This is a genomic window from Streptomyces phaeochromogenes, assembly GCF_001418655.1.
Classification (GTDB): Bacteria; Actinomycetota; Actinomycetes; order Streptomycetales; family Streptomycetaceae; genus Streptomyces; species Streptomyces phaeochromogenes.
On the sequence record NZ_LIQZ01000145.1, the window covers coordinates 1 to 18,393 of the forward strand.

The 18,393-nt window shown below is 69.5% G+C and carries 17 protein-coding genes and 1 pseudogene; 17 read left to right on the forward strand and 1 reads right to left on the reverse strand.

The window, feature by feature from the left end:
- Positions 1–93: 93 nt before the first annotated feature.
- Genes AOK17_RS19805 through nusB form a run of 3 tightly spaced genes read left to right on the forward strand, consistent with a single transcriptional unit; the run spans position 94 to position 2,262 of the window.
- Positions 94–1,200 carry an aminopeptidase P family protein gene (locus tag AOK17_RS19805; RefSeq protein WP_055613843.1) on the forward strand — a complete coding sequence of 369 codons (1,107 nt, stop codon included), beginning with the start codon at positions 94–96 and terminating at the stop codon, positions 1,198–1,200.
- Between the two features lie 58 nt (positions 1,201–1,258).
- On the forward strand, positions 1,259–1,825 hold the full coding sequence (gene efp / locus AOK17_RS19810) for an elongation factor P (protein WP_055613844.1): 567 nt from the start codon (positions 1,259–1,261) through the stop codon (positions 1,823–1,825).
- Positions 1,826–1,827: 2 nt separating this feature from the next.
- Positions 1,828–2,262 (forward strand): transcription antitermination factor NusB, encoded by a 435-nt coding sequence (gene nusB / locus AOK17_RS19815; RefSeq protein ID WP_055613845.1) that lies wholly within the window; start codon positions 1,828–1,830, stop codon positions 2,260–2,262.
- A 268-nt stretch (positions 2,263–2,530) separates the two neighbouring features.
- On the opposite strand, the gene bldD is transcribed toward nusB, so the two are convergent.
- The gene (bldD, locus tag AOK17_RS19820) at positions 2,531–3,031 is read right to left on the reverse strand and encodes a transcriptional regulator BldD (RefSeq protein WP_027751102.1); all 501 of its coding nucleotides are present in this window, start codon (positions 3,029–3,031) and stop codon (positions 2,531–2,533) included.
- Between the two features lie 243 nt (positions 3,032–3,274).
- Here bldD and pyrR point away from each other — a divergent pair, with 243 nt between their 5' ends.
- The 14 genes and pseudogenes from pyrR to AOK17_RS19890 form a co-directional block, all read left to right on the forward strand.
- Positions 3,275–3,865 (forward strand): bifunctional pyr operon transcriptional regulator/uracil phosphoribosyltransferase PyrR, encoded by a 591-nt coding sequence (pyrR, locus tag AOK17_RS19825; RefSeq protein WP_055613846.1) that lies wholly within the window; start codon positions 3,275–3,277, stop codon positions 3,863–3,865.
- A 136-nt stretch (positions 3,866–4,001) separates the two neighbouring features.
- Positions 4,002–4,979 (forward strand): aspartate carbamoyltransferase catalytic subunit, encoded by a 978-nt coding sequence (locus AOK17_RS19830; RefSeq protein WP_055613847.1) that lies wholly within the window; start codon positions 4,002–4,004, stop codon positions 4,977–4,979.
- 5 nt (positions 4,980–4,984) lie between these two features.
- On the forward strand, positions 4,985–6,271 hold the full coding sequence (locus AOK17_RS19835) for a dihydroorotase (RefSeq protein WP_055613848.1): 1,287 nt from the start codon (positions 4,985–4,987) through the stop codon (positions 6,269–6,271).
- Entirely contained in the window at positions 6,268–6,870 is a 603-nt protein-coding gene (locus tag AOK17_RS19840) for a PH-like domain-containing protein (protein WP_055613849.1), read from the forward strand. Before AOK17_RS19835 ends, AOK17_RS19840 begins: the two co-directional genes overlap by 4 nt.
- Positions 6,867–8,051, forward strand: a complete 1,185-nt coding sequence (carA, locus tag AOK17_RS19845; protein ID WP_055613850.1) for a glutamine-hydrolyzing carbamoyl-phosphate synthase small subunit — start codon at positions 6,867–6,869, stop codon at positions 8,049–8,051. The genes AOK17_RS19840 and carA overlap by 4 nt, the downstream gene beginning before the upstream one ends.
- Positions 8,044–11,352: a carbamoyl-phosphate synthase large subunit gene (gene carB, locus AOK17_RS19850; RefSeq protein WP_055613851.1), complete on the forward strand. Its 3,309-nt coding sequence runs from the start codon at positions 8,044–8,046 to the stop codon at positions 11,350–11,352. The genes carA and carB overlap by 8 nt, the downstream gene beginning before the upstream one ends.
- An 80-nt stretch (positions 11,353–11,432) precedes the next feature.
- The gene (locus AOK17_RS19855; protein ID WP_055613856.1) at positions 11,433–12,542 is read left to right on the forward strand and encodes a quinone-dependent dihydroorotate dehydrogenase; all 1,110 of its coding nucleotides are present in this window, start codon (positions 11,433–11,435) and stop codon (positions 12,540–12,542) included.
- Entirely contained in the window at positions 12,539–13,387 is an 849-nt protein-coding gene (pyrF, locus tag AOK17_RS19860; RefSeq protein WP_055613852.1) for an orotidine-5'-phosphate decarboxylase, read from the forward strand. Before AOK17_RS19855 ends, pyrF begins: the two co-directional genes overlap by 4 nt.
- Before the next feature lie 256 nt (positions 13,388–13,643).
- Entirely contained in the window at positions 13,644–13,967 is a 324-nt protein-coding gene (locus AOK17_RS19865) for an integration host factor (RefSeq protein WP_005319887.1), read from the forward strand.
- 38 nt (positions 13,968–14,005) lie between these two features.
- Positions 14,006–14,599 carry a guanylate kinase gene (gene gmk / locus AOK17_RS19870; RefSeq protein WP_055613853.1) on the forward strand — a complete coding sequence of 198 codons (594 nt, stop codon included), beginning with the start codon at positions 14,006–14,008 and terminating at the stop codon, positions 14,597–14,599.
- 38 nt (positions 14,600–14,637) lie between these two features.
- Positions 14,638–14,910, forward strand: coding sequence for a DNA-directed RNA polymerase subunit omega (rpoZ, locus tag AOK17_RS19875; protein ID WP_006382157.1), 273 nt, complete (start codon positions 14,638–14,640; stop codon positions 14,908–14,910).
- A 102-nt stretch (positions 14,911–15,012) separates the two neighbouring features.
- The gene (gene coaBC / locus AOK17_RS19880; RefSeq protein WP_055613854.1) at positions 15,013–16,215 is read left to right on the forward strand and encodes a bifunctional phosphopantothenoylcysteine decarboxylase/phosphopantothenate--cysteine ligase CoaBC; all 1,203 of its coding nucleotides are present in this window, start codon (positions 15,013–15,015) and stop codon (positions 16,213–16,215) included.
- 237 nt (positions 16,216–16,452) lie between these two features.
- Positions 16,453–17,661: a methionine adenosyltransferase gene (gene metK / locus AOK17_RS19885; RefSeq protein ID WP_055613855.1), complete on the forward strand. Its 1,209-nt coding sequence runs from the start codon at positions 16,453–16,455 to the stop codon at positions 17,659–17,661.
- Positions 17,662–18,130: 469 nt separating this feature from the next.
- A pseudogene (locus AOK17_RS19890) lies at positions 18,131–18,393 on the forward strand (primosome assembly protein PriA); the annotation flags it as partial.

Below are 18,393 nucleotides of genomic sequence, written 5' to 3' on the forward strand. Positions count from 1 at the left end.
CAGCACCGACCCACCCGCACCTGGCACACAACGGTCACCCCCACTCGGCCGCCCCAACCGGCGCAAAACCGGCGGAGCTCATACGCTCGGGTCATGTCAGAGGCGTACGCGGCCCGCCGCGACCGGCTGAGAGAGCGCTGCACGGCAAGCGGCAGCGCAACCGCGCTGATCTCCCGCCCCGCCAACGTCCGCTACCTCGCGGGCATGGCACCCCATGGCGCCGTTCTGCTGCTGGGCAAGACCGAGGACCTGCTCGTGTACGGCGGTCCCCCCGAAACCCCGCTCGACGAGGGCAGGCCCGACGAGGCTCTCCGGGTGCACACGCTGGCGAGCCCCGGCGGCGACCCCGCCGTCGCCGCGGCGGACCTCGCCGCGGCCCAGGGCGCCGACTCCCTCGCCGTCGAGGAACACCATCTGACCGTGACCCGGCACCGGGCGATCGGCTCGGTGGCGCCCCGGCTGCGCCTCGGCGACCTCGGCGCGGCCGTCGAGCAGCTGCGTGTGATCAAGGACGAGGAGGAGATCTCCTGCCTGCGCATCGGCGCGGAGATCGCCGACCAGGCACTGAGCGAGCTCCTGGAGTCCATCCTGGTCGGCCGCACCGAACGTCATCTCGCCCTGGAACTCGAACGCCGCCTGGTCGACCACGGCGCCGACGGCCCGGCCTTCACGACCTCGGTCGGCACGGGCCCGAACTCCGGGCACCGCGGCCACCGCCCCACCGACCGCCGGGTCGAAGAAGGAGATTTCCTCTCCGTCTGCCTCGGCGCGACCTACCGCGGCTACCGCTGCGAGATCGGCCGTACCTTCGTCATCGGGACCTCGCCCGCCGACTGGCAGATCGAGCTGTACGACCTCGTCTTCGCATCCCAGCGCGCCGGCCGCGAGGCCCTCGTACCCGGCGCCGCCTACCGTGATGTGGACCGTGCGGCCCGCCAGGTACTGGACTCCGCGGGGTATACGGACGGCCTTCCTCCGCTGACCGGACACGGTGTGGGGCTCGAAATCGACGAGGACCCGCAGCTGGCCCCCGCGGCCATGGGTAAACTGGACGCTTGCGTGCCGGTCACCGTCGAACCGGGGGTCCACATCCCGGGCCGGGGCGGTGTCCGGATCGATGACACGCTCGTCGTGCGCCCCGAGGCGGACGGCGGACCCGAGCTACTCACCATTACGACCAAGGAGCTGCTCGCGCTCTAGCTTCCCGCTGTGCGCGTGTTCCGGGGTCGTCCACGTCAGTCCAGGAGATTCCGCAACCGTGGCTTCCACGAACGACCTCAAGAACGGCCTGGTGCTCAAGCTCGAAGGCGGCCAGCTCTGGTCCGTCGTCGAGTTCCAGCACGTCAAGCCCGGCAAGGGCCCGGCCTTCGTGCGCACCAAGCTGAAGAACGTGCTTTCCGGCAAGGTCGTCGACAAGACGTTCAACGCCGGCGTCAAGGTCGAGACGGCCACTGTCGACAAGCGTGACATGCAGTTCTCGTACATGGACGGCGAGTACTTCGTCTTCATGGACATGGAGACCTACGACCAGCTGATGGTCGACCGCAAGGCCGTCGGCGACGCCGCCAACTTCCTGATCGAGGGCTTCACCGCCACCGTCGCCCAGCACGAGGGCGAGGTGCTCTTCGTCGAGCTGCCGGCCGCCGTCGAGCTGGTCATCCAGGAGACCGAGCCCGGTGTCCAGGGCGACCGCTCCACCGGCGGCACCAAGCCCGCCACCCTGGAGACCGGTTACCAGATCCAGGTCCCGCTCTTCATCACCACCGGTGAGAAGATCAAGGTCGACACCCGTTCGAGCGACTACCTCGGCCGGGTGAACAGCTAACCGTGGCTGCCCGCAATACGGCCCGCAAGCGCGCCTTCCAGATCCTCTTCGAGGGGGACCAGCGCGGCGTGGACGTCCAGACGGTCCTGGGTGACTGGATCCGGCACTCCCGGACCGACACCCGGCAGCCGCCGGTGAGCGAGTACACCATGCAGCTCGTCGAGGGCTACGCGAAGTACGCGAAGCGCATCGACGAACTGATCTCGCAGTACGCGGTGAGCTGGACGCTCGACAGGATGCCGGTCGTCGACCGCAACATCCTGCGGCTGGGCGCCTATGAGCTGATCTGGGTCGACGAGACCCCGGATGCCGTGGTGCTCGACGAGGCCGTGCAGCTCGCCAAGGAGTTCTCCACGGACGAGTCGCCGGCCTTCGTGAACGGGTTGCTCGGCCGGTTCAAGGAGCTCAAGTCGTCGCTTCGGCGCGACGACGCCTGAGTCCGGGCCTCAGCCCCAGCGCTCCGCGCGGTTCGATGTGACGTGCGGGTGGCATGGGGCTGGTCGTGCGGTTCCCCGCGCCCCTGTGGGGCGCTCCGGAACGAGGCTTGACGAAAGAACGCCGGAGGGCCCCAGCATCGCGCTGGGGCCCTCCGGCGTTCCGTACCCCCAAGACGTCCTCTGCGGCCCGCAGAAAGCCGCCGGGGTGGCCGGAACCGTCTGGTTCCGGCCACCCCGGCGGCACGTTTCTTCTCAGTCCCCGTACGGGTCAGGCGTCCTCGTGGGAGACCGCGCGGCGCGCGTCGGCGTCCAGGACGCCCCAGCTGATCAGCTGCTCGGTGAGGACCGAGGGGGACTGGTCGTAGATGACGGCGAGCGTGCGCAGGTCGTCCTGGCGGATCGACAGCACCTTGCCGTTGTAGTCGCCGCGCTGGGACTGGATCGTCGCCGCGTAGCGCTGCAGGGGGCCCGCCTTCTCGGCCGGCACGTGGGCCAGCCGCTCAAGGTCGAGGACCAGCTTCGGCGGCGGCTCGGCGGCGCCGCCCGGAGTGGTGCCCGGCAGCAGTTCCTGCACCGGCACTCCGTAGAAGTCCGCCAGCTCGGCGAGACGCTGCACGGTCACGGCGCGGTCGCCGCGCTCATAGGAACCGACCACGACCGCCTTCCAGCGGCCCTGGGACTTCTCCTCGACGCCGTGGAGGGAAAGGCCCTGCTGGGTGCGGATGGCGCGGAGCTTGGCCCCGAGCTGTTTGGCGTATTCGCTGGACATATAGCTCCCCGGCACTGTGTCGACGTGCGGCTCGGCCGCGCGGCTGGTGACTCACTGTGAGGTTACGCAGCGTGACTCTGCCTCGTCAAGCCGAATGGTCCGGACCGACCCTTCCGTGGGAGCCCGGTACGGCTGGTGCCAAGGGGGTGATCAGGGGCGTTGCCGGGCTGGTACCGTGGTTGGCGCAATTCCGACGTCCTTTAATGATCCGTCCCGTGAGGCGGAGAAGGAGGTCCGTTTCGTATGGACTCAGAGCAGGACAAGCAGCAGTACGAGGCCGACGCACGGCCCGTTCTGGAAGCCCCCGACATCGCGCGGGTGCTGACCCGCATCGCCCACGAGATCGTCGAACGCGCCAAGGGCGCCGACGACGTGGTGCTTCTCGGCATTCCGACCCGAGGCGTCTTCCTCGCCCAGCGGCTGGCCGCCAAGCTCGAAGAGATCACCGACCGCAAGATCCCGGTCGGCTCCCTCGACATCACCATGTACCGCGACGACCTGCGCATGCATCCGCCGCGCGCACTGGCCCGTACGGACATCCCCGGTGACGGCATCGACGGCCGCCTGGTCGTCCTCGTCGACGACGTGCTCTTCTCGGGCCGCACCATCCGCGCCGCCCTCGACGCCCTGAACGACATCGGGCGCCCGCGCGCGGTACAGCTCGCGGTCCTCGTCGACAGGGGCCACCGCGAACTCCCGATCCGCGCCGACTACGTCGGCAAGAACCTCCCCACGTCGTTGCGGGAGACGGTCAAGGTCCAGCTCGCCGAGGAGGACGGTCGCGACACCGTGCTGCTCGGCGCGAAGCGGACCGCCCGGCCCGGCGAGCAGTAGCGGCACACAGCCCGCGTCCGCTCGTACGACCCCGAGTGCGCTTCGGCGCGCCCGCGTCGGCCCGGCCGTCCCCTGTCTCGGGGACACCTCCCGGGCCCCCGCTTCCCGACCTGAACTGCCTTACGGAGCCTGACAGATGCAGCGTCATCTCATCTCGGCCGCCGACCTCACCCGCGACGACGCCGTCCTGATCCTCGACACCGCCGAGGAGATGGCCCGGGTCGCCGACCGGCCGATCAAGAAACTGCCGACCCTGCGCGGCCGGACCGTCGTCAACCTCTTCTTCGAGGATTCCACCCGGACGAGGATCTCGTTCGAGGCCGCGGAGAAGCGTCTCTCCGCGGACGTCATCAACTTCACCGCCAAGGGATCCAGCGTCTCCAAGGGCGAGTCCCTGAAGGACACCGCGCAGACCCTCGAAGCCATGGGCGTCGACGCGGTCGTCATCCGGCACGGCGCCTCTGGAGCCCCGTACCGGCTCGCCACCTCCGGCTGGATCGACGCCGCCGTCATCAACGCGGGCGACGGCACCCACCAGCACCCCACCCAGGCCCTGCTCGACGCCTTCACCATGCGCCGCCGGCTCGTCGGCCGGGACGCGGGCATCGGCCAGGACCTGGCCGGCAAGCGCATCACGCTCGTCGGCGACATCCTGCACAGCCGCGTCGCCCGCTCGAACGTCGACCTGCTGCACACCCTCGGCGCCGAGGTCACCCTCGTGGCCCCGCCGACCCTGGTGCCCGTCGGCGTCGGGTCCTGGCCCTGCGAGGTCTCCTACGACCTGGACAGCACGCTCTCCAAGTCCGACGCCGTGATGCTGCTGCGCGTGCAGCGCGAGCGGATGAACGCGGCGTTCTTCCCGACCGAGCGCGAGTACTCGCGGCGCTACGGGCTCGACGGGGACCGGATGGCGAAGATGCCCGAGCACGCCATCGTGATGCACCCCGGGCCGATGGTCCGCGGCATGGAGATCACCGCCGAGGTCGCCGACTCCGAGCGCTGCACCGCCATCGAGCAGGTCACCAACGGCGTCTCGATCCGGATGGCCGTGCTCTATCTGCTGCTCGGCGGCAACGAACCCGCCGTCACCCACACCCGTACCGAGGAGAAGTAAGTCACATGAGCAAGATCCTTATCCGTGGTGCGAAGGTGCTCGGCGGCGAGCCGCAGGACGTCCTGATCGAGGGTTCCGAGATCGCGGCCGTGGGCAGTGGCCTGTCGGCCGAGGGTGCCGAGGTCGTCGAGGCCGACGGCAAGGTGCTCCTGCCGGGGCTCGTGGACCTGCACACCCATTTGCGCGAGCCCGGCCGCGAGGACTCCGAGACGGTCCTGACCGGTACGCGCGCGGCGGCCAGCGGTGGTTACACCGCCGTGTTCGCCATGGCCAACACCTTCCCGGTCGCCGACACCGCCGGTGTCGTCGAGCAGGTCTACCGGCTGGGCCAGGAGCACGGTTACTGCGACGTGCAGCCCATCGGTGCCGTCACCGTCGGCCTGGAGGGCAAGAAGCTCGCCGAGCTGGGCGCGATGCACGAGTCGGCCGCGGGCGTCACGGTCTTCTCCGACGACGGCAAGTGCGTCGACGACGCCGTGATCATGCGGCGGGCCCTCGAATACGTGAAGGCCTTCGGCGGTGTCGTCGCCCAGCACGCGCAGGAGCCCCGGCTCACCGAGGGCGCCCAGATGAACGAGGGCGTCGTCTCGGCCGAGCTGGGACTCGGCGGCTGGCCCGCGGTCGCCGAGGAATCGATCATCGCCCGGGACGTCCTGCTCGCCGAGCACGTCGGATCGCGCGTGCACATCTGCCACCTGTCGACCGCCGGCTCGGTGGAGATCGTGCGCTGGGCCAAGTCCCGCGGCATCGACGTCACCGCCGAGGTCACCCCGCACCACCTCCTCCTCACCGACGAGCTGGTGCGCTCGTACAACCCCGTCTACAAGGTCAACCCGCCGCTGCGCACCGAGCGCGACGTGATGGCCCTGCGCGAGGCGCTCGCCGACGGCACCATCGACATCGTCGCCACCGACCACGCCCCGCACCCGCACGAGGACAAGGACTGCGAGTGGGCCGCCGCCGCCATGGGCATGGTGGGCCTGGAGACCGCGCTGTCCGTCGTCCAGCAGACGATGGTCGAGACCGGGCTCCTCGACTGGGCCGGCGTCGCCGACCGCATGTCGTTCAAGCCCGCCGGCATCGGCCGGGCGCAGGGCCACGGCCGTCCCGTCTCGGCAGGCGAGCCCGCCAACCTCACCCTCGTCGACACGGCATACCGTGGAGCCGTGGACCCCGCGGGCTTCGCGTCGCGCAGCCGCAACACTCCCTACGAGGGTCGTGAGCTGCCGGGCCGTGTCACGCACACGTGGCTCCGGGGCAGGGCCACGCTCGTCGACGGGAAGCTCGCGTGACATCACTCACCCCCATTGCAGCGCAGATCGCGGTGGACGTCGCCGCGGAACAGAAGTCCGCGGAAGTGACCGACTGGGCCGCCCGGATCGGCTGGCTCGTCGGCCTCGTCCTGTTCATCGCGCTCGTCTACTGGCTGATGCGCGAGGGCTGGAAGTGGCGCGGCGCACTGCAGGGCGACCTCCCCGAGCTGCCCACCGCGCCGGAAGAGCTTGGCGAGGCGAGACTGACGATGAGTGGCCGCTACCACGGCTCCACCACCGCCGGGCAGTGGCTCGACCGCATCGTGGCGCACGGCCTGGGCACCCGCAGCCGGGCCGAGGTCACGCTGACGGACGAGGGCCTCGATGTCGTACGCCCCGGAGCGGCCGACTTCTTCGTACCTCTGGCGCAACTGCGTGAGGCCCGGCTCGACAAGGGCATCGCGGGCAAGGTCCTCACCGAGGGCGGGCTCCTCGTCGTCACCTGGGAGCACGGCGACCGGCTGATCGACTCGGGCTTCCGGTCCGACCACGCGGCCGAGCACAACGAGTGGGTCGACACCCTGAACAACATGATCAACACGAGTGACAAGAGCGACAAGACGGAAGGCGCACGATGACGACCTCCATCCAGGGAACCGCCTCGCAGAGGCGAAAGGCGGCTCCCGCCGTACTCGTCCTGGAGGACGGCCGCACCTTCCGTGGCCGCGCCTACGGGGCCGTGGGGGTGACCTTCGGCGAAGCGGTGTTCTCCACCGGCATGACCGGCTACCAGGAGACCCTCACCGACCCGTCGTACCACCGCCAGGTCGTCGTGATGACCGCCCCGCACGTCGGCAACACCGGCGTCAACGACGACGACCCCGAGTCGAAGCGCATCTGGGTCGCCGGTTACGTCGTACGGGACCCCGCGCGCGTGCCCTCCAACTGGCGCTCCCGGCGCTCGCTGGACGAGGAGCTCGTCCAGCAGGGCGTCGTGGGCATCAGCGGGATCGACACCCGCGCGCTCACCCGCCACCTGCGCGAGCGCGGCGCCATGCGCGTCGGCATCTTCTCCGGAAACGCGCTGCCCGACGCGGGCACCATGCTCGCCGAGGTGCGCCAGGCCCCCGAGATGAAGGGCGCCAGCCTCTACGAGGAAGTGGCCACCAAGGAGACGTACGTCGTCCCCGCGATCGGCCCCGACGGCGAAGCCGTCCCGATCGGTGCCGCGAAGTACACCGTCGCCGCCGTGGACCTCGGCATCAAGGGCATGACCCCGCACCGCATGGCCGAGCGCGGCATCGAGGTGCACGTGCTGCCCGCGACGGCGAGCGTCGAGGACATCTACGCGGTCGAGCCGGACGGAGTGTTCTTCTCCAACGGTCCCGGCGACCCGGCGAAGGCCGAGCACCCGGTCTCCGTGATGCGTGCCGTGCTGGAGCGGAAGACACCGCTCTTCGGCATCTGCTTCGGCAACCAGATCCTCGGCCGCGCCCTCGGCTTCGGCACGTACAAGCTGAAGTACGGCCACCGGGGCATCAACCAGCCCGTGCAGGACCGTACGACCGGCAAGGTCGAGGTCACCGCGCACAACCACGGCTTCGCCGTCGACGCGCCGCTCGACAAGGTCTCCGAGACCCCCTACGGGCGTGCCGAGGTCTCGCACGTCTGCCTGAACGACCAGGTCGTCGAGGGGCTGCAGCTGCTCGACCGGCCGGCGTTCAGCGTCCAGTACCACCCCGAGGCGGCGGCGGGTCCGCACGACGCGGCCTACCTGTTCGACCGCTTCGTAGAGCTCATGGAGGGCCAGCGTGCCTAAGCGCACCGATATCCAGTCCGTCCTGGTCATCGGCTCCGGCCCGATCGTCATCGGCCAGGCCGCCGAGTTCGACTACTCCGGCACCCAGGCCTGCCGCGTCCTCAAGGCCGAGGGCCTGCGGGTCATCCTCGTCAACTCCAACCCGGCGACGATCATGACCGACCCGGAGATCGCCGACGCGACCTACGTCGAGCCGATCACCCCGGAGTTCGTCGAGAAGATCATCGCCAAGGAGCGGCCGGACACCCTGCTGCCGACGCTCGGCGGCCAGACCGCCCTCAACACCGCGATCTCCATGCACGAGCAGGGTGTGCTGGAGAAGTACGGTGTCGAGCTGATCGGCGCCAACGTCGAGGCGATCAACAAGGGCGAGGACCGCGACCTCTTCAAGGGCGTCGTCGAGGCCGTCCGCGCGAAGATCGGGCACGGCGAGTCCGCCCGCTCGGTCATCTGCCACTCCATGGACGACGTGATCCAGGGCGTCGAGACGCTCGGCGGTTACCCCGTCGTCGTCCGGCCCTCCTTCACCATGGGCGGCGCCGGCTCCGGCTTCGCCCACGACGAGGAGGAGCTGCGCCGGATCGCCGGGCAGGGCCTCACGCTCTCGCCGACCACCGAGGTGCTCCTGGAGGAGTCCATCCTCGGCTGGAAGGAGTACGAGCTGGAGCTGATGCGCGACAAGCACGACAACGTCGTGGTCGTCTGCTCCATCGAGAACTTCGACCCGATGGGTGTGCACACCGGCGACTCGATCACCGTCGCGCCCTCGATGACGCTGACCGACCGCGAGTACCAGCGCCTGCGCGACATCGGCATCGCGATCATCCGCGAGGTCGGCGTCGACACCGGCGGCTGCAACATCCAGTTCGCGGTGAACCCGGACGACGGCCGCATCATCGTCATCGAGATGAACCCGCGGGTCTCGCGCTCCTCGGCCCTCGCGTCGAAGGCCACCGGCTTCCCGATCGCCAAGATCGCCGCCAAGCTGGCGGTCGGCTACACCCTCGACGAGATCCCGAACGACATCACGGAGAAGACCCCGGCGTCCTTCGAGCCCACGCTCGACTACGTGGTCGTCAAGGCCCCGCGGTTCGCCTTCGAGAAGTTCCCGTCCGCCGACTCCACGCTGACCACGACCATGAAGTCGGTCGGCGAGGCCATGGCGATCGGCCGCAACTTCACCGAGGCGCTGCAGAAGGCGCTGCGGTCGCTGGAGAAGAAGGGCAGCCAGTTCACGTTCGTCGGCGAGCCCGGCGACAAGGCCGAACTGCTGGCCGAGGCCGTCAGGCCGACCGACGGCCGCATCAACTCCGTCATGCAGGCCATCCGCGCGGGCGCCACGCCCGAGGAGGTCTTCGACGCCACGAAGATCGACCCCTGGTTCGTGGACCAGCTGTTCCTGATCAAGGAGATCGCGGACGAGCTGGCCGCCGCCGACAAGCTGGACCCGGAGCTGCTCGCCGAGGCCAAGCGCCACGGCTTCTCCGACGTCCAGATCGGCGAGATCCGCGGCCTGCGCGAGGACGTGGTGCGCGAGGTGCGGCACGCGCTGGGCGTGCGCCCGGTCTACAAGACGGTCGACACCTGCGCCGCCGAGTTCGCGGCCAAGACGCCGTACTTCTACTCCTCGTACGACGAGGAGACCGAGGTCGCCCCGCGCGAGAAGCCCGCCGTGATCATCCTCGGCTCGGGCCCCAACCGCATCGGCCAGGGCATCGAGTTCGACTACTCCTGCGTCCACGCCTCCTTCGCGCTGAGCGACGCGGGCTACGAGACCGTGATGGTCAACTGCAACCCCGAGACCGTCTCCACGGACTACGACACCTCCGACCGGCTGTACTTCGAGCCGCTCACGCTCGAAGACGTGCTGGAGATCGTTCACGCGGAGACCCTCGCCGGACCGATCGCGGGCGTCATCGTCCAGCTCGGCGGACAGACCCCGCTGGGCCTCTCGCAGGCGCTCAAGGACAACGGCGTGCCGGTCGTGGGCACTCCGCCCGAGGCCATCCACGCCGCCGAGGACCGCGGCGCCTTCGGCCAGGTCCTCGCGGAGGCCGGGCTGCCCGCGCCGAAGCACGGCACCGCCACGACGTTCGCCGGGGCCAAGGCCATCGCCGACGAGATCGGCTACCCCGTCCTCGTCCGGCCGTCGTACGTCCTCGGCGGGCGCGGCATGGAGATCGTGTACGACGAGACGCGGCTGGCCTCGTACATCGAGGAGTCGACCGAGATCAGCCCGTCCCGGCCGGTCCTGGTCGACCGCTTCCTGGACGACGCGATCGAGATCGACGTGGACGCGCTGTACGACGGCCACGAGCTGTACCTCGGCGGTGTCATGGAGCACATCGAGGAAGCCGGCATCCACTCCGGCGACTCCGCGTGCGCGCTGCCCCCGATCACGCTCGGCGGCTTCGACATCAAGCGCCTGCGGGCCTCGACGGAGGCCATCGCGAAGGGTGTTGGTGTCCGCGGACTGATCAACATCCAGTTCGCGATGGCGGGCGACATCCTGTACGTCCTCGAAGCCAACCCGCGTGCCTCGCGCACCGTTCCCTTCACCTCGAAGGCGACCGCGGTGCCGCTGGCGAAGGCCGCCGCCCGGATCTCGCTGGGCGCGACCGTCGCCGAACTGCGTGCCGAGGGGCTGCTGCCGGCCGTCGGCGACGGCGGTGAACTGCCGCTGGACGCGCCGATCTCCGTCAAGGAGGCCGTCATGCCGTGGTCGCGGTTCCGCGACATCCACGGCCGCGGCGTCGACACGATCCTCGGCCCGGAGATGCGCTCCACCGGCGAGGTCATGGGCATCGACTCGGTGTTCGGCACGGCGTACGCCAAGTCCCAGGCGGGCGCGTACGGTCCGCTGCCGACCAAGGGCCGTGCCTTCATCTCGGTCGCCAACCGGGACAAGCGCTCGATGATCTTCCCGGCGCGTGAACTGGTCGCCCACGGCTTCGAGTTGCTCGCCACGTCCGGCACGGCCGAGGTGCTCAAGCGCAACGGCATCAACGCCACCGTCGTCCGCAAGCAGTCCGAGGGCGAGGGGCCGAACGGCGAGAAGACGATCGTCCAGCTCATCCACGAGGGCGAGGTCGACCTCATCGTCAACACGCCGTACGGCACCGGAGGCCGCCTCGACGGCTACGACATCCGTACGGCCGCCGTGGCCCGCTCCGTGCCCTGCCTGACGACGGTCCAGGCGCTCGCCGCGGCCGTCCAGGGCATCGACGCGCTCAACCACGGTGACGTGGGCGTGCGTTCGCTCCAGGAACACGCCGAGCATCTGACCGCGGCCCGCGACTAGCAGCCCTGAGGGGGACACCGGAAACGGTGTCCCCCTCTTCATGAGCCTTCTTCATGAGGCTCTTCGTGAGGACACTCATCATGTACAAGCTCTTCTTCAACCTGGTCTTCAAGCGGATGGACCCGGAGCAGGCCCACCACCTCGCCTTCCGCTGGATCCGGCTCGCCGTCCGTGTCCCCGTCCTGCGGACCTTCGTCGCCGCCGTGCTCGCGCCCCGTCACAAGGAGCTGCGGACCGAGGCGTTCGGGCTCCGGATGCACGGGCCGTTCGGGCTCGCGGCGGGCTTCGACAAGAACGCGGTCGCCATCGACGGGATGTCGATGCTCGGCTTCGACCACGTCGAGATCGGCACCGTCACGGGGGAGGCGCAGACCGGCAACCCCAGGAAGCGCCTGTTCCGCCTTGTGCCGGACCGCGCGCTGATCAACCGCATGGGGTTCAACAACGAGGGCTCCGAGGCCGTGGCGGGCCGTCTGGCGGCCCGTACGCCCGTCTTCAGGACCGTCGTGGGCGTCAACATCGGCAAGACCAAGGTCGTCCCGGAGGCCGAGGCCGCCGCCGACTACGTGAAGTCCACCGAACGGCTGGCCGCGTACGCCGACTACCTCGTCGTCAACGTCAGCTCGCCCAACACGCCCGGGCTGCGCAATCTCCAGGCCACCGAGTCGCTGCGGCCACTGCTGACGGCCGTCCGCGAGGCCGCGGACCGGACGGTGACCACGCGCCGCGTTCCGCTGCTGGTGAAGATCGCGCCCGACCTGGCCGACGAGGACGTCGACGCCGTCGCGGACCTCGCCGTCGAACTCGGCCTGGACGGGATCATCGCCACGAACACCACCATCGCGCGCGAGGGGCTCGGTTTGACATCCGAACCCACTCTGGTCGCGGAGACCGGCGGACTCTCCGGCGCCCCGCTGAAAGCACGCTCCCTGGAGGTGCTGCGCCGCCTCTACGCGCGCGTGGGGGACCGGATCACCCTCGTGGGCGTCGGCGGGATCGAGAACGCCGAGGACGCCTGGCAGCGGATCCTCGCGGGCGCCACGCTCGTCCAGGGCTACAGCGCCTTCGTCTACGAGGGCCCCTTCTGGGGCCGCGCCATCCACAAGGGCCTCGCCGCCCGCCTGCGCACCAGCCCGCACGCCACCCTCGCCGACGCGGTCGGCGCCGACGTAAGGAAGACGACGGTATGACTGAGCCCTTCGGATCGCGGCTGCGCCGCGCCATGGACGAGCGTGGGCCGCTGTGCGTCGGGATCGACCCGCACGCCTCCCTGCTCGCCGACTGGGGTCTGAACGACGACATCGCCGGTCTTGAGCGCTTCAGCCGCACGGTCGTCGAGGCGCTGGCCGACCGGGTCGCCGTGCTCAAGCCCCAGAGCGCGTTCTTCGAGCGCTTCGGGTCGCGCGGTATCGCCGTACTGGAGAAGTCGGTCGAGGAGGCGCGGGCGGCCGGTGCGCTGGTCGTCATGGACGCCAAGCGCGGCGACATCGGCTCGACCATGGCGGCGTACGCCTCCGCCTTCCTGGAGAAGGGCTCGCCGCTCTTCTCCGACGCGCTCACCGTGTCGCCGTACCTCGGCTACGGGTCGCTGAAGCCGGCGGTCGACCTCGCGCGGGAGAGCGGCTCGGGACTGTTCGTGCTCGCGCTGACCTCCAACCCGGAGGGCGGCGAGGTGCAGCACGCGGTGCGCCCCGAGGACACGCTCCTGCGGAACGTGGGCGCGACCATGCTGGCCCATCTCGCCGAGGAGAACGCGGGGGAGACCCCGATGGGCTCCTTCGGGGCGGTCGTCGGCGCCACGCTCGGCGATCTGTCCTCGTACGACCTCGACATCAACGGCCCGCTCCTCGCGCCCGGAATCGGTGCCCAGGGGGCCGCGCCGGCGGATCTGCCGGGCGTGTTCGGCGCGGCGGTGCACCGGGTGGTCCCGAATGTCAGCCGGGGTGTTCTGCGTCACGGTCCCGAAATCGGCTCGCTACGCGCGTCATCGGACCTCTTCGCCGAGCAGATCAGGGCGGCCGTGGCGTCTGCCTAGGGCTTTTCGTGGGAGTCCTTCAGGCGTCCCGAGTCTGAATACATCCTCAAATCCGGGGCATTTTGTCCGGAATGTCGGACTCGATGGAGGCTGACCAGGACTTTTCCGCTGTTCTCGCTGACTCCGGCGGACTTGCCCGCTAGTCTCCGACGCAGAGTGAACGGGCAAGAGCGTTGCTCGTTGCTCCCCAGGTGTGGGGCGACTAGGTTCCTCACCGGTCCGTATCCGACAGTTCGACATCCGAGGTGACGTAGGCGTGGCTCTTCCGCCCCTTACCCCTGAACAGCGCGCAGCCGCGCTCGAAAAGGCCGCCGCGGCTCGCCGGGAGCGGGCCGAGGTCAAGAATCGACTCAAGCACTCCGGCGCCTCCCTTCACGAGGTCATCAAGCAGGGCCAGGAGAACGACGTCATCGGCAAGATGAAGGTCTCCGCCCTCCTGGAGTCCCTGCCGGGCGTGGGCAAGGTCCGCGCCAAGCAGATCATGGAGCGACTTGGCATCTCCGAGAGCCGCCGTGTGCGCGGTCTCGGCTCCAATCAGATCGCGTCTCTTGAGCGCGAGTTCGGCGGCGGTGCTGCCTGACGTTCTCGGGCACCCCTGAGAACCTGGATAATCGCCGCATGGCTGCAACACCCCGGGGGACGACCCCCGTACCCCCGGACGTACGTCCGCGGCTGACCGTGCTCTCCGGCCCCTCCGGGGTCGGCAAGAGCACGGTCGTCGCCCATATGCGCAAGGAACACCCCGAGGTCTGGCTCTCGGTGTCGGCGACGACCCGCAAGCCGCGCCCCGGGGAGAAGCACGGTGTCCACTACTTCTTCGTCAGCGACGAGGAGATGGACAAGCTGATCGCCAATGGCGAACTGCTCGAATGGGCGGAGTTCGCGGGCAACCGCTACGGGACACCGCGCAAGGCCGTGCTCGAACGGCTGGAGTCGGGCGAGCCGGTCCTCCTGGAGATCGATCTCCAGGGAGCCCGGCAGGTCCGCGAGTCCATGTCGGACGCTCTTCTGGTGTTCCTGGCTCCTCCCTCCTGGGAGGAGCTCGTGCGCAGACTCACCGGGCGGGGCACCGAGCCGCCCGAGGTCATCGAGCGCCGGCTGGAGGCCGCCAAGATCGAACTGGCCGCCGAGCCGGAGTTCGACGTCACCCTGGTCAACACCTCCGTCGAGGACGTGGCGCGCGAGCTGCTAGCCTTGATGGAAGTTGTGTGATCGTTTTCGATCCCATCCCACCTTTCGGAAGGCAGAGCGTGTCCTCTTCCATCTCCACGCCCGAGGGCATCATCAACCCTCCGATCGACGAGCTCCTCGAAGCCACCGACTCCAAGTACAGCCTGGTGATCTACGCGGCCAAGCGGGCCCGTCAGATCAACGCGTACTACTCGCAGCTCGGTGAGGGCCTTCTTGAGTACGTCGGTCCGCTCGTCGACACCCACGTCCACGAGAAGCCGCTCTCGATCGCCCTGCGCGAGATCAACGCGGGTCTCCTGACGTCGGAGGCCGTCGAAGGCCCGGCGCAGTAGTATTTTCGGCTTGCAGTTCGTTTTTCCACAGGCCCGGCAGCGCGACTGCCGGGCCTGTGGTGTGTGATGGGGACGTACGTTTTCCGAGGTCCGGGGAGAGACGTGGACAAGCCGAAGGTCGTCCTGGGGGTCAGCGGTGGCATCGCCGCGTACAAGGCCTGTGAGCTGCTGCGGAGACTGACCGAGTCGGGGCACGACGTGCGGGTCGTACCGACGGAGTCGGCGCTGCACTTCGTCGGCGCCGCGACCTGGTCCGCGCTCTCCGGCCACCCCGTGTCCACCGAGGTCTGGTCGGACGTCCATGAGGTTCCGCACGTCCGCATCGGGCAGGGGGCCGACCTGGTCGTCGTCGCCCCCGCCACCGCGGACATGCTCGCGAAGGCGGCTCACGGCCTGGCCGACGACCTGCTGACGAACACCTTGCTCACCGCCCGGTGCCCCGTCGTCTTCGCCCCCGCCATGCACACCGAGATGTGGGAGCACCCGGCCACCCAGGAGAACGTGGCGACGCTGCGCCGCCGCGGCGCCGTCGTCATCGAGCCCGCGGTGGGGCGCCTGACCGGTGTGGACACGGGCAAGGGGCGGCTGCCCGAGCCGTCGGAGATCTTCGAGGTCTGCCGCAGGGTGCTCGCGCGCGGCGTGACCGAGCCCGACCTCGCCGGCCGGCACGTCGTCGTGAGCGCCGGCGGCACGCGCGAGCCGCTCGACCCGGTCCGCTTCCTCGGCAACCGCTCCTCCGGGAAGCAGGGGTACGCCCTCGCGCGCACCGCCGCCGCCCGGGGCGCCCGGGTCACGCTGATCGCCGCGAACACCGGCATGCCGGACCCGGCCGGTGTCGACGTCGTACAGGTCGGGACCGCCGTGCAGTTGCGCGAGGCCGTGCTCAAAGCCGCGCCGGACGCCGACGCCGTGGTGATGGCGGCGGCGGTCGCGGACTTCCGGCCCACCGCATACGCGGCCGGAAAGATCAAGAAGAAGGACGGCCAGGAACCGGAGCCGATCGTTCTGGTCCGCAATCCGGACATCCTCGCGGAGATCTCGGCGGACCGCGCCCGCCCGGGCCAGGTGATCGTCGGTTTCGCCGCCGAGACGGACGACGTGCTGGCCAACGGCCGGACGAAGCTTCAGCGAAAGGGCTGCGACCTTCTCGTGGTGAACGAGGTCGGCGAACGCAAGACCTTCGGCTCCGAGGAGAACGAGGCGGTGGTGCTCGGCGCCGACGGAAGCGAGACCGCAGTGCCGTACGGGCCCAAGGAAGCCCTGGCCGATACCGTGTGGGATCTCGTGGCGCGTCGCTTCGGGTGAATGTCTCATTCGCTTCAACAGACCCGCTGGAACCGCCGGATCGGGGTGTGGGAGCCTGGCGCAGAAGGTTCGTCGTGTCGCAGAATGCCCGTGCCGCAGGTCACAGCGCTTCCGAGAGGCGAGACAGTAGCCCGGCGGCAGAGCGCGACCGATAAACTGTTCTCGGACGACGCCGGGCGCAGCTCCCGGCCGTCCGCCAATGATCAGCCAGCAGCCGCTGCAACCTCAGGGAGCGTTGTGTCCCGTCGCCTGTTCACCTCGGAGTCTGTGACCGAGGGTCACCCCGACAAGATCGCTGACCAGATCAGTGACACCATTCTCGACGCGCTTCTGCGCGAGGACCCGCATTCCCGGGTCGCCGTGGAGACGCTGATCACCACCGGCCTGGTGCACGTGGCCGGAGAGGTCACCACCAAGGCGTACGCGCCGATCGCGCAGCTGGTGCGCGACAAGATCCTCGAGATCGGCTACGACTCCTCGAAGAAGGGCTTCGACGGCGCGTCCTGTGGCGTTTCGGTGTCCATCGGCTCGCAGTCGCCCGACATCGCGCAGGGCGTCGACACGGCGTACGAGAAGCGTGTCGAGGGTGACGAGGACGAGCTCGACAAGCAGGGTGCGGGCGACCAGGGCCTGATGTTCGGCTACGCGACGGACGAGACGCCGGCGCTGATGCCGCTCCCGATCCACCTCGCGCACCGCCTCTCGCGCCGCCTCTCCGAGGTCCGCAAGAACGGGACGATCCCGTACCTGCGCCCGGACGGCAAGACCCAGGTCACCATCGAGTACGACGGCGACAAGGCGGTCCGTCTGGACACGGTCGTCGTCTCCTCGCAGCACGCCTCCGACATCGACCTGGACTCGCTCCTGGCCCCGGACATCCGCGAGTTCGTGGTCGAGCCGGAGCTGAAGGCCCTCCTCGACGACGGCATCAAGCTGGAGACCGAGGGCTACCGCCTCCTGGTCAACCCGACCGGCCGCTTCGAGATCGGCGGCCCGATGGGCGACGCCGGCCTCACCGGCCGCAAGATCATCATCGACACCTACGGCGGCATGGCCCGCCACGGTGGCGGCGCCTTCTCGGGCAAGGACCCGTCCAAGGTCGACCGCTCCGCCGCGTACGCGATGCGCTGGGTCGCCAAGAACGTCGTCGCCGCGGGTCTCGCCACCCGCTGCGAGGTCCAGGTCGCCTACGCAATCGGCAAGGCCGAGCCCGTCGGCCTCTTCGTCGAGACCTTCGGCACCGCCAAGATCGACGCCGAGAAGATCGAGACGGCCATCACCGAGGTCTTCGACCTCCGCCCGGCCGCGATCATCCGCGACCTGGACCTGCTCCGCCCGATCTACGCCCAGACCGCCGCGTACGGCCACTTCGGCCGTGAGCTGCCGGAGTTCACCTGGGAGAGGACGGACCGGGTGGACGCGCTGCGGAAGGCTGCGGGGCTGTAGGTCCTGCACTTTCTCTGTCGGCTGTTTTCGTTTCAGCCAGCTGTTTTCGGCGAGGCCCGGCGTTCCTTCAGGGGTGCCGGGCCTCGCCGCTGTCCGCCGGTCGGATTCCGCGGGCAGACGGCTGGGCCTTGCAAATGACTGGCACGGCTGTCGTCGGACTTCGTACGCTGACCGTCCTCCCGGTGCGCAGGCCGCGGTTACTTCGGTGGAGTGCGCCTAGTGCGTGCGGTGAATCTGGTTCATGTACCGCTGCCGCTCCGAACTCGGGAGGGGCTGACGTCGTCGCGCCCGGTGCGATGGTTGCGGATACTTCCGGGTTGTCCCCTCGCAGGTTCGAATCCTGCTGCCGGTCCTGGACCGGTATGGCCGAGTGGCCCATGGCAGAAGCGCCCCAAGGGCGTTCGCGATCCGCGGCCGGCCTGATCTCGGGCGCGTGGCGGTGTCAGTGGGGTCTGGTAGGAATGTTGCTGTGAGCAGCACGGATGGGCGTGGTGAAGGTGGGGCCGAAGGTGCCCCGCCCGAGCAGCTTGCGTTGATTCGGGACGCCGTGCGGAAGGCGCCGCGGGCCAAGCCGCGGACCTGGCGGGGGGCCGCGGTCGCCAAGGAGCTGCCTGTGGCGCGGGTGCTCGTCGACAAGGGCGTGCTGCATCTCGACCGGTACTTCGACTATGCCGTGCCCGAGGAGCTCGACGCCGACGCGCAGCCGGGGGTGCGCGTGCGGCGTCGAGCTCC

Coding starts and splice junctions, on each gene's coding strand:
- AOK17_RS19805 (WP_055613843.1), top strand. CDS start 94: ATGTCAGAGGCGTACGCGGCCCGCCGCGACCGGCTGAGAGAGCGCTGC.
- bldD (WP_027751102.1), bottom strand. CDS start 3,031: ATGTCCAGCGAATACGCCAAACAGCTCGGGGCCAAGCTCCGCGCCATC.
- pyrR (WP_055613846.1), top strand. CDS start 3,275: ATGGACTCAGAGCAGGACAAGCAGCAGTACGAGGCCGACGCACGGCCC.
- AOK17_RS19830 (WP_055613847.1), top strand. CDS start 4,002: ATGCAGCGTCATCTCATCTCGGCCGCCGACCTCACCCGCGACGACGCC.
- AOK17_RS19835 (WP_055613848.1), top strand. CDS start 4,985: ATGAGCAAGATCCTTATCCGTGGTGCGAAGGTGCTCGGCGGCGAGCCG.
- carA (WP_055613850.1), top strand. CDS start 6,867: ATGACGACCTCCATCCAGGGAACCGCCTCGCAGAGGCGAAAGGCGGCT.
- AOK17_RS19855 (WP_055613856.1), top strand. CDS start 11,433: ATGTACAAGCTCTTCTTCAACCTGGTCTTCAAGCGGATGGACCCGGAG.
- pyrF (WP_055613852.1), top strand. CDS start 12,539: ATGACTGAGCCCTTCGGATCGCGGCTGCGCCGCGCCATGGACGAGCGT.
- gmk (WP_055613853.1), top strand. CDS start 14,006: ATGGCTGCAACACCCCGGGGGACGACCCCCGTACCCCCGGACGTACGT.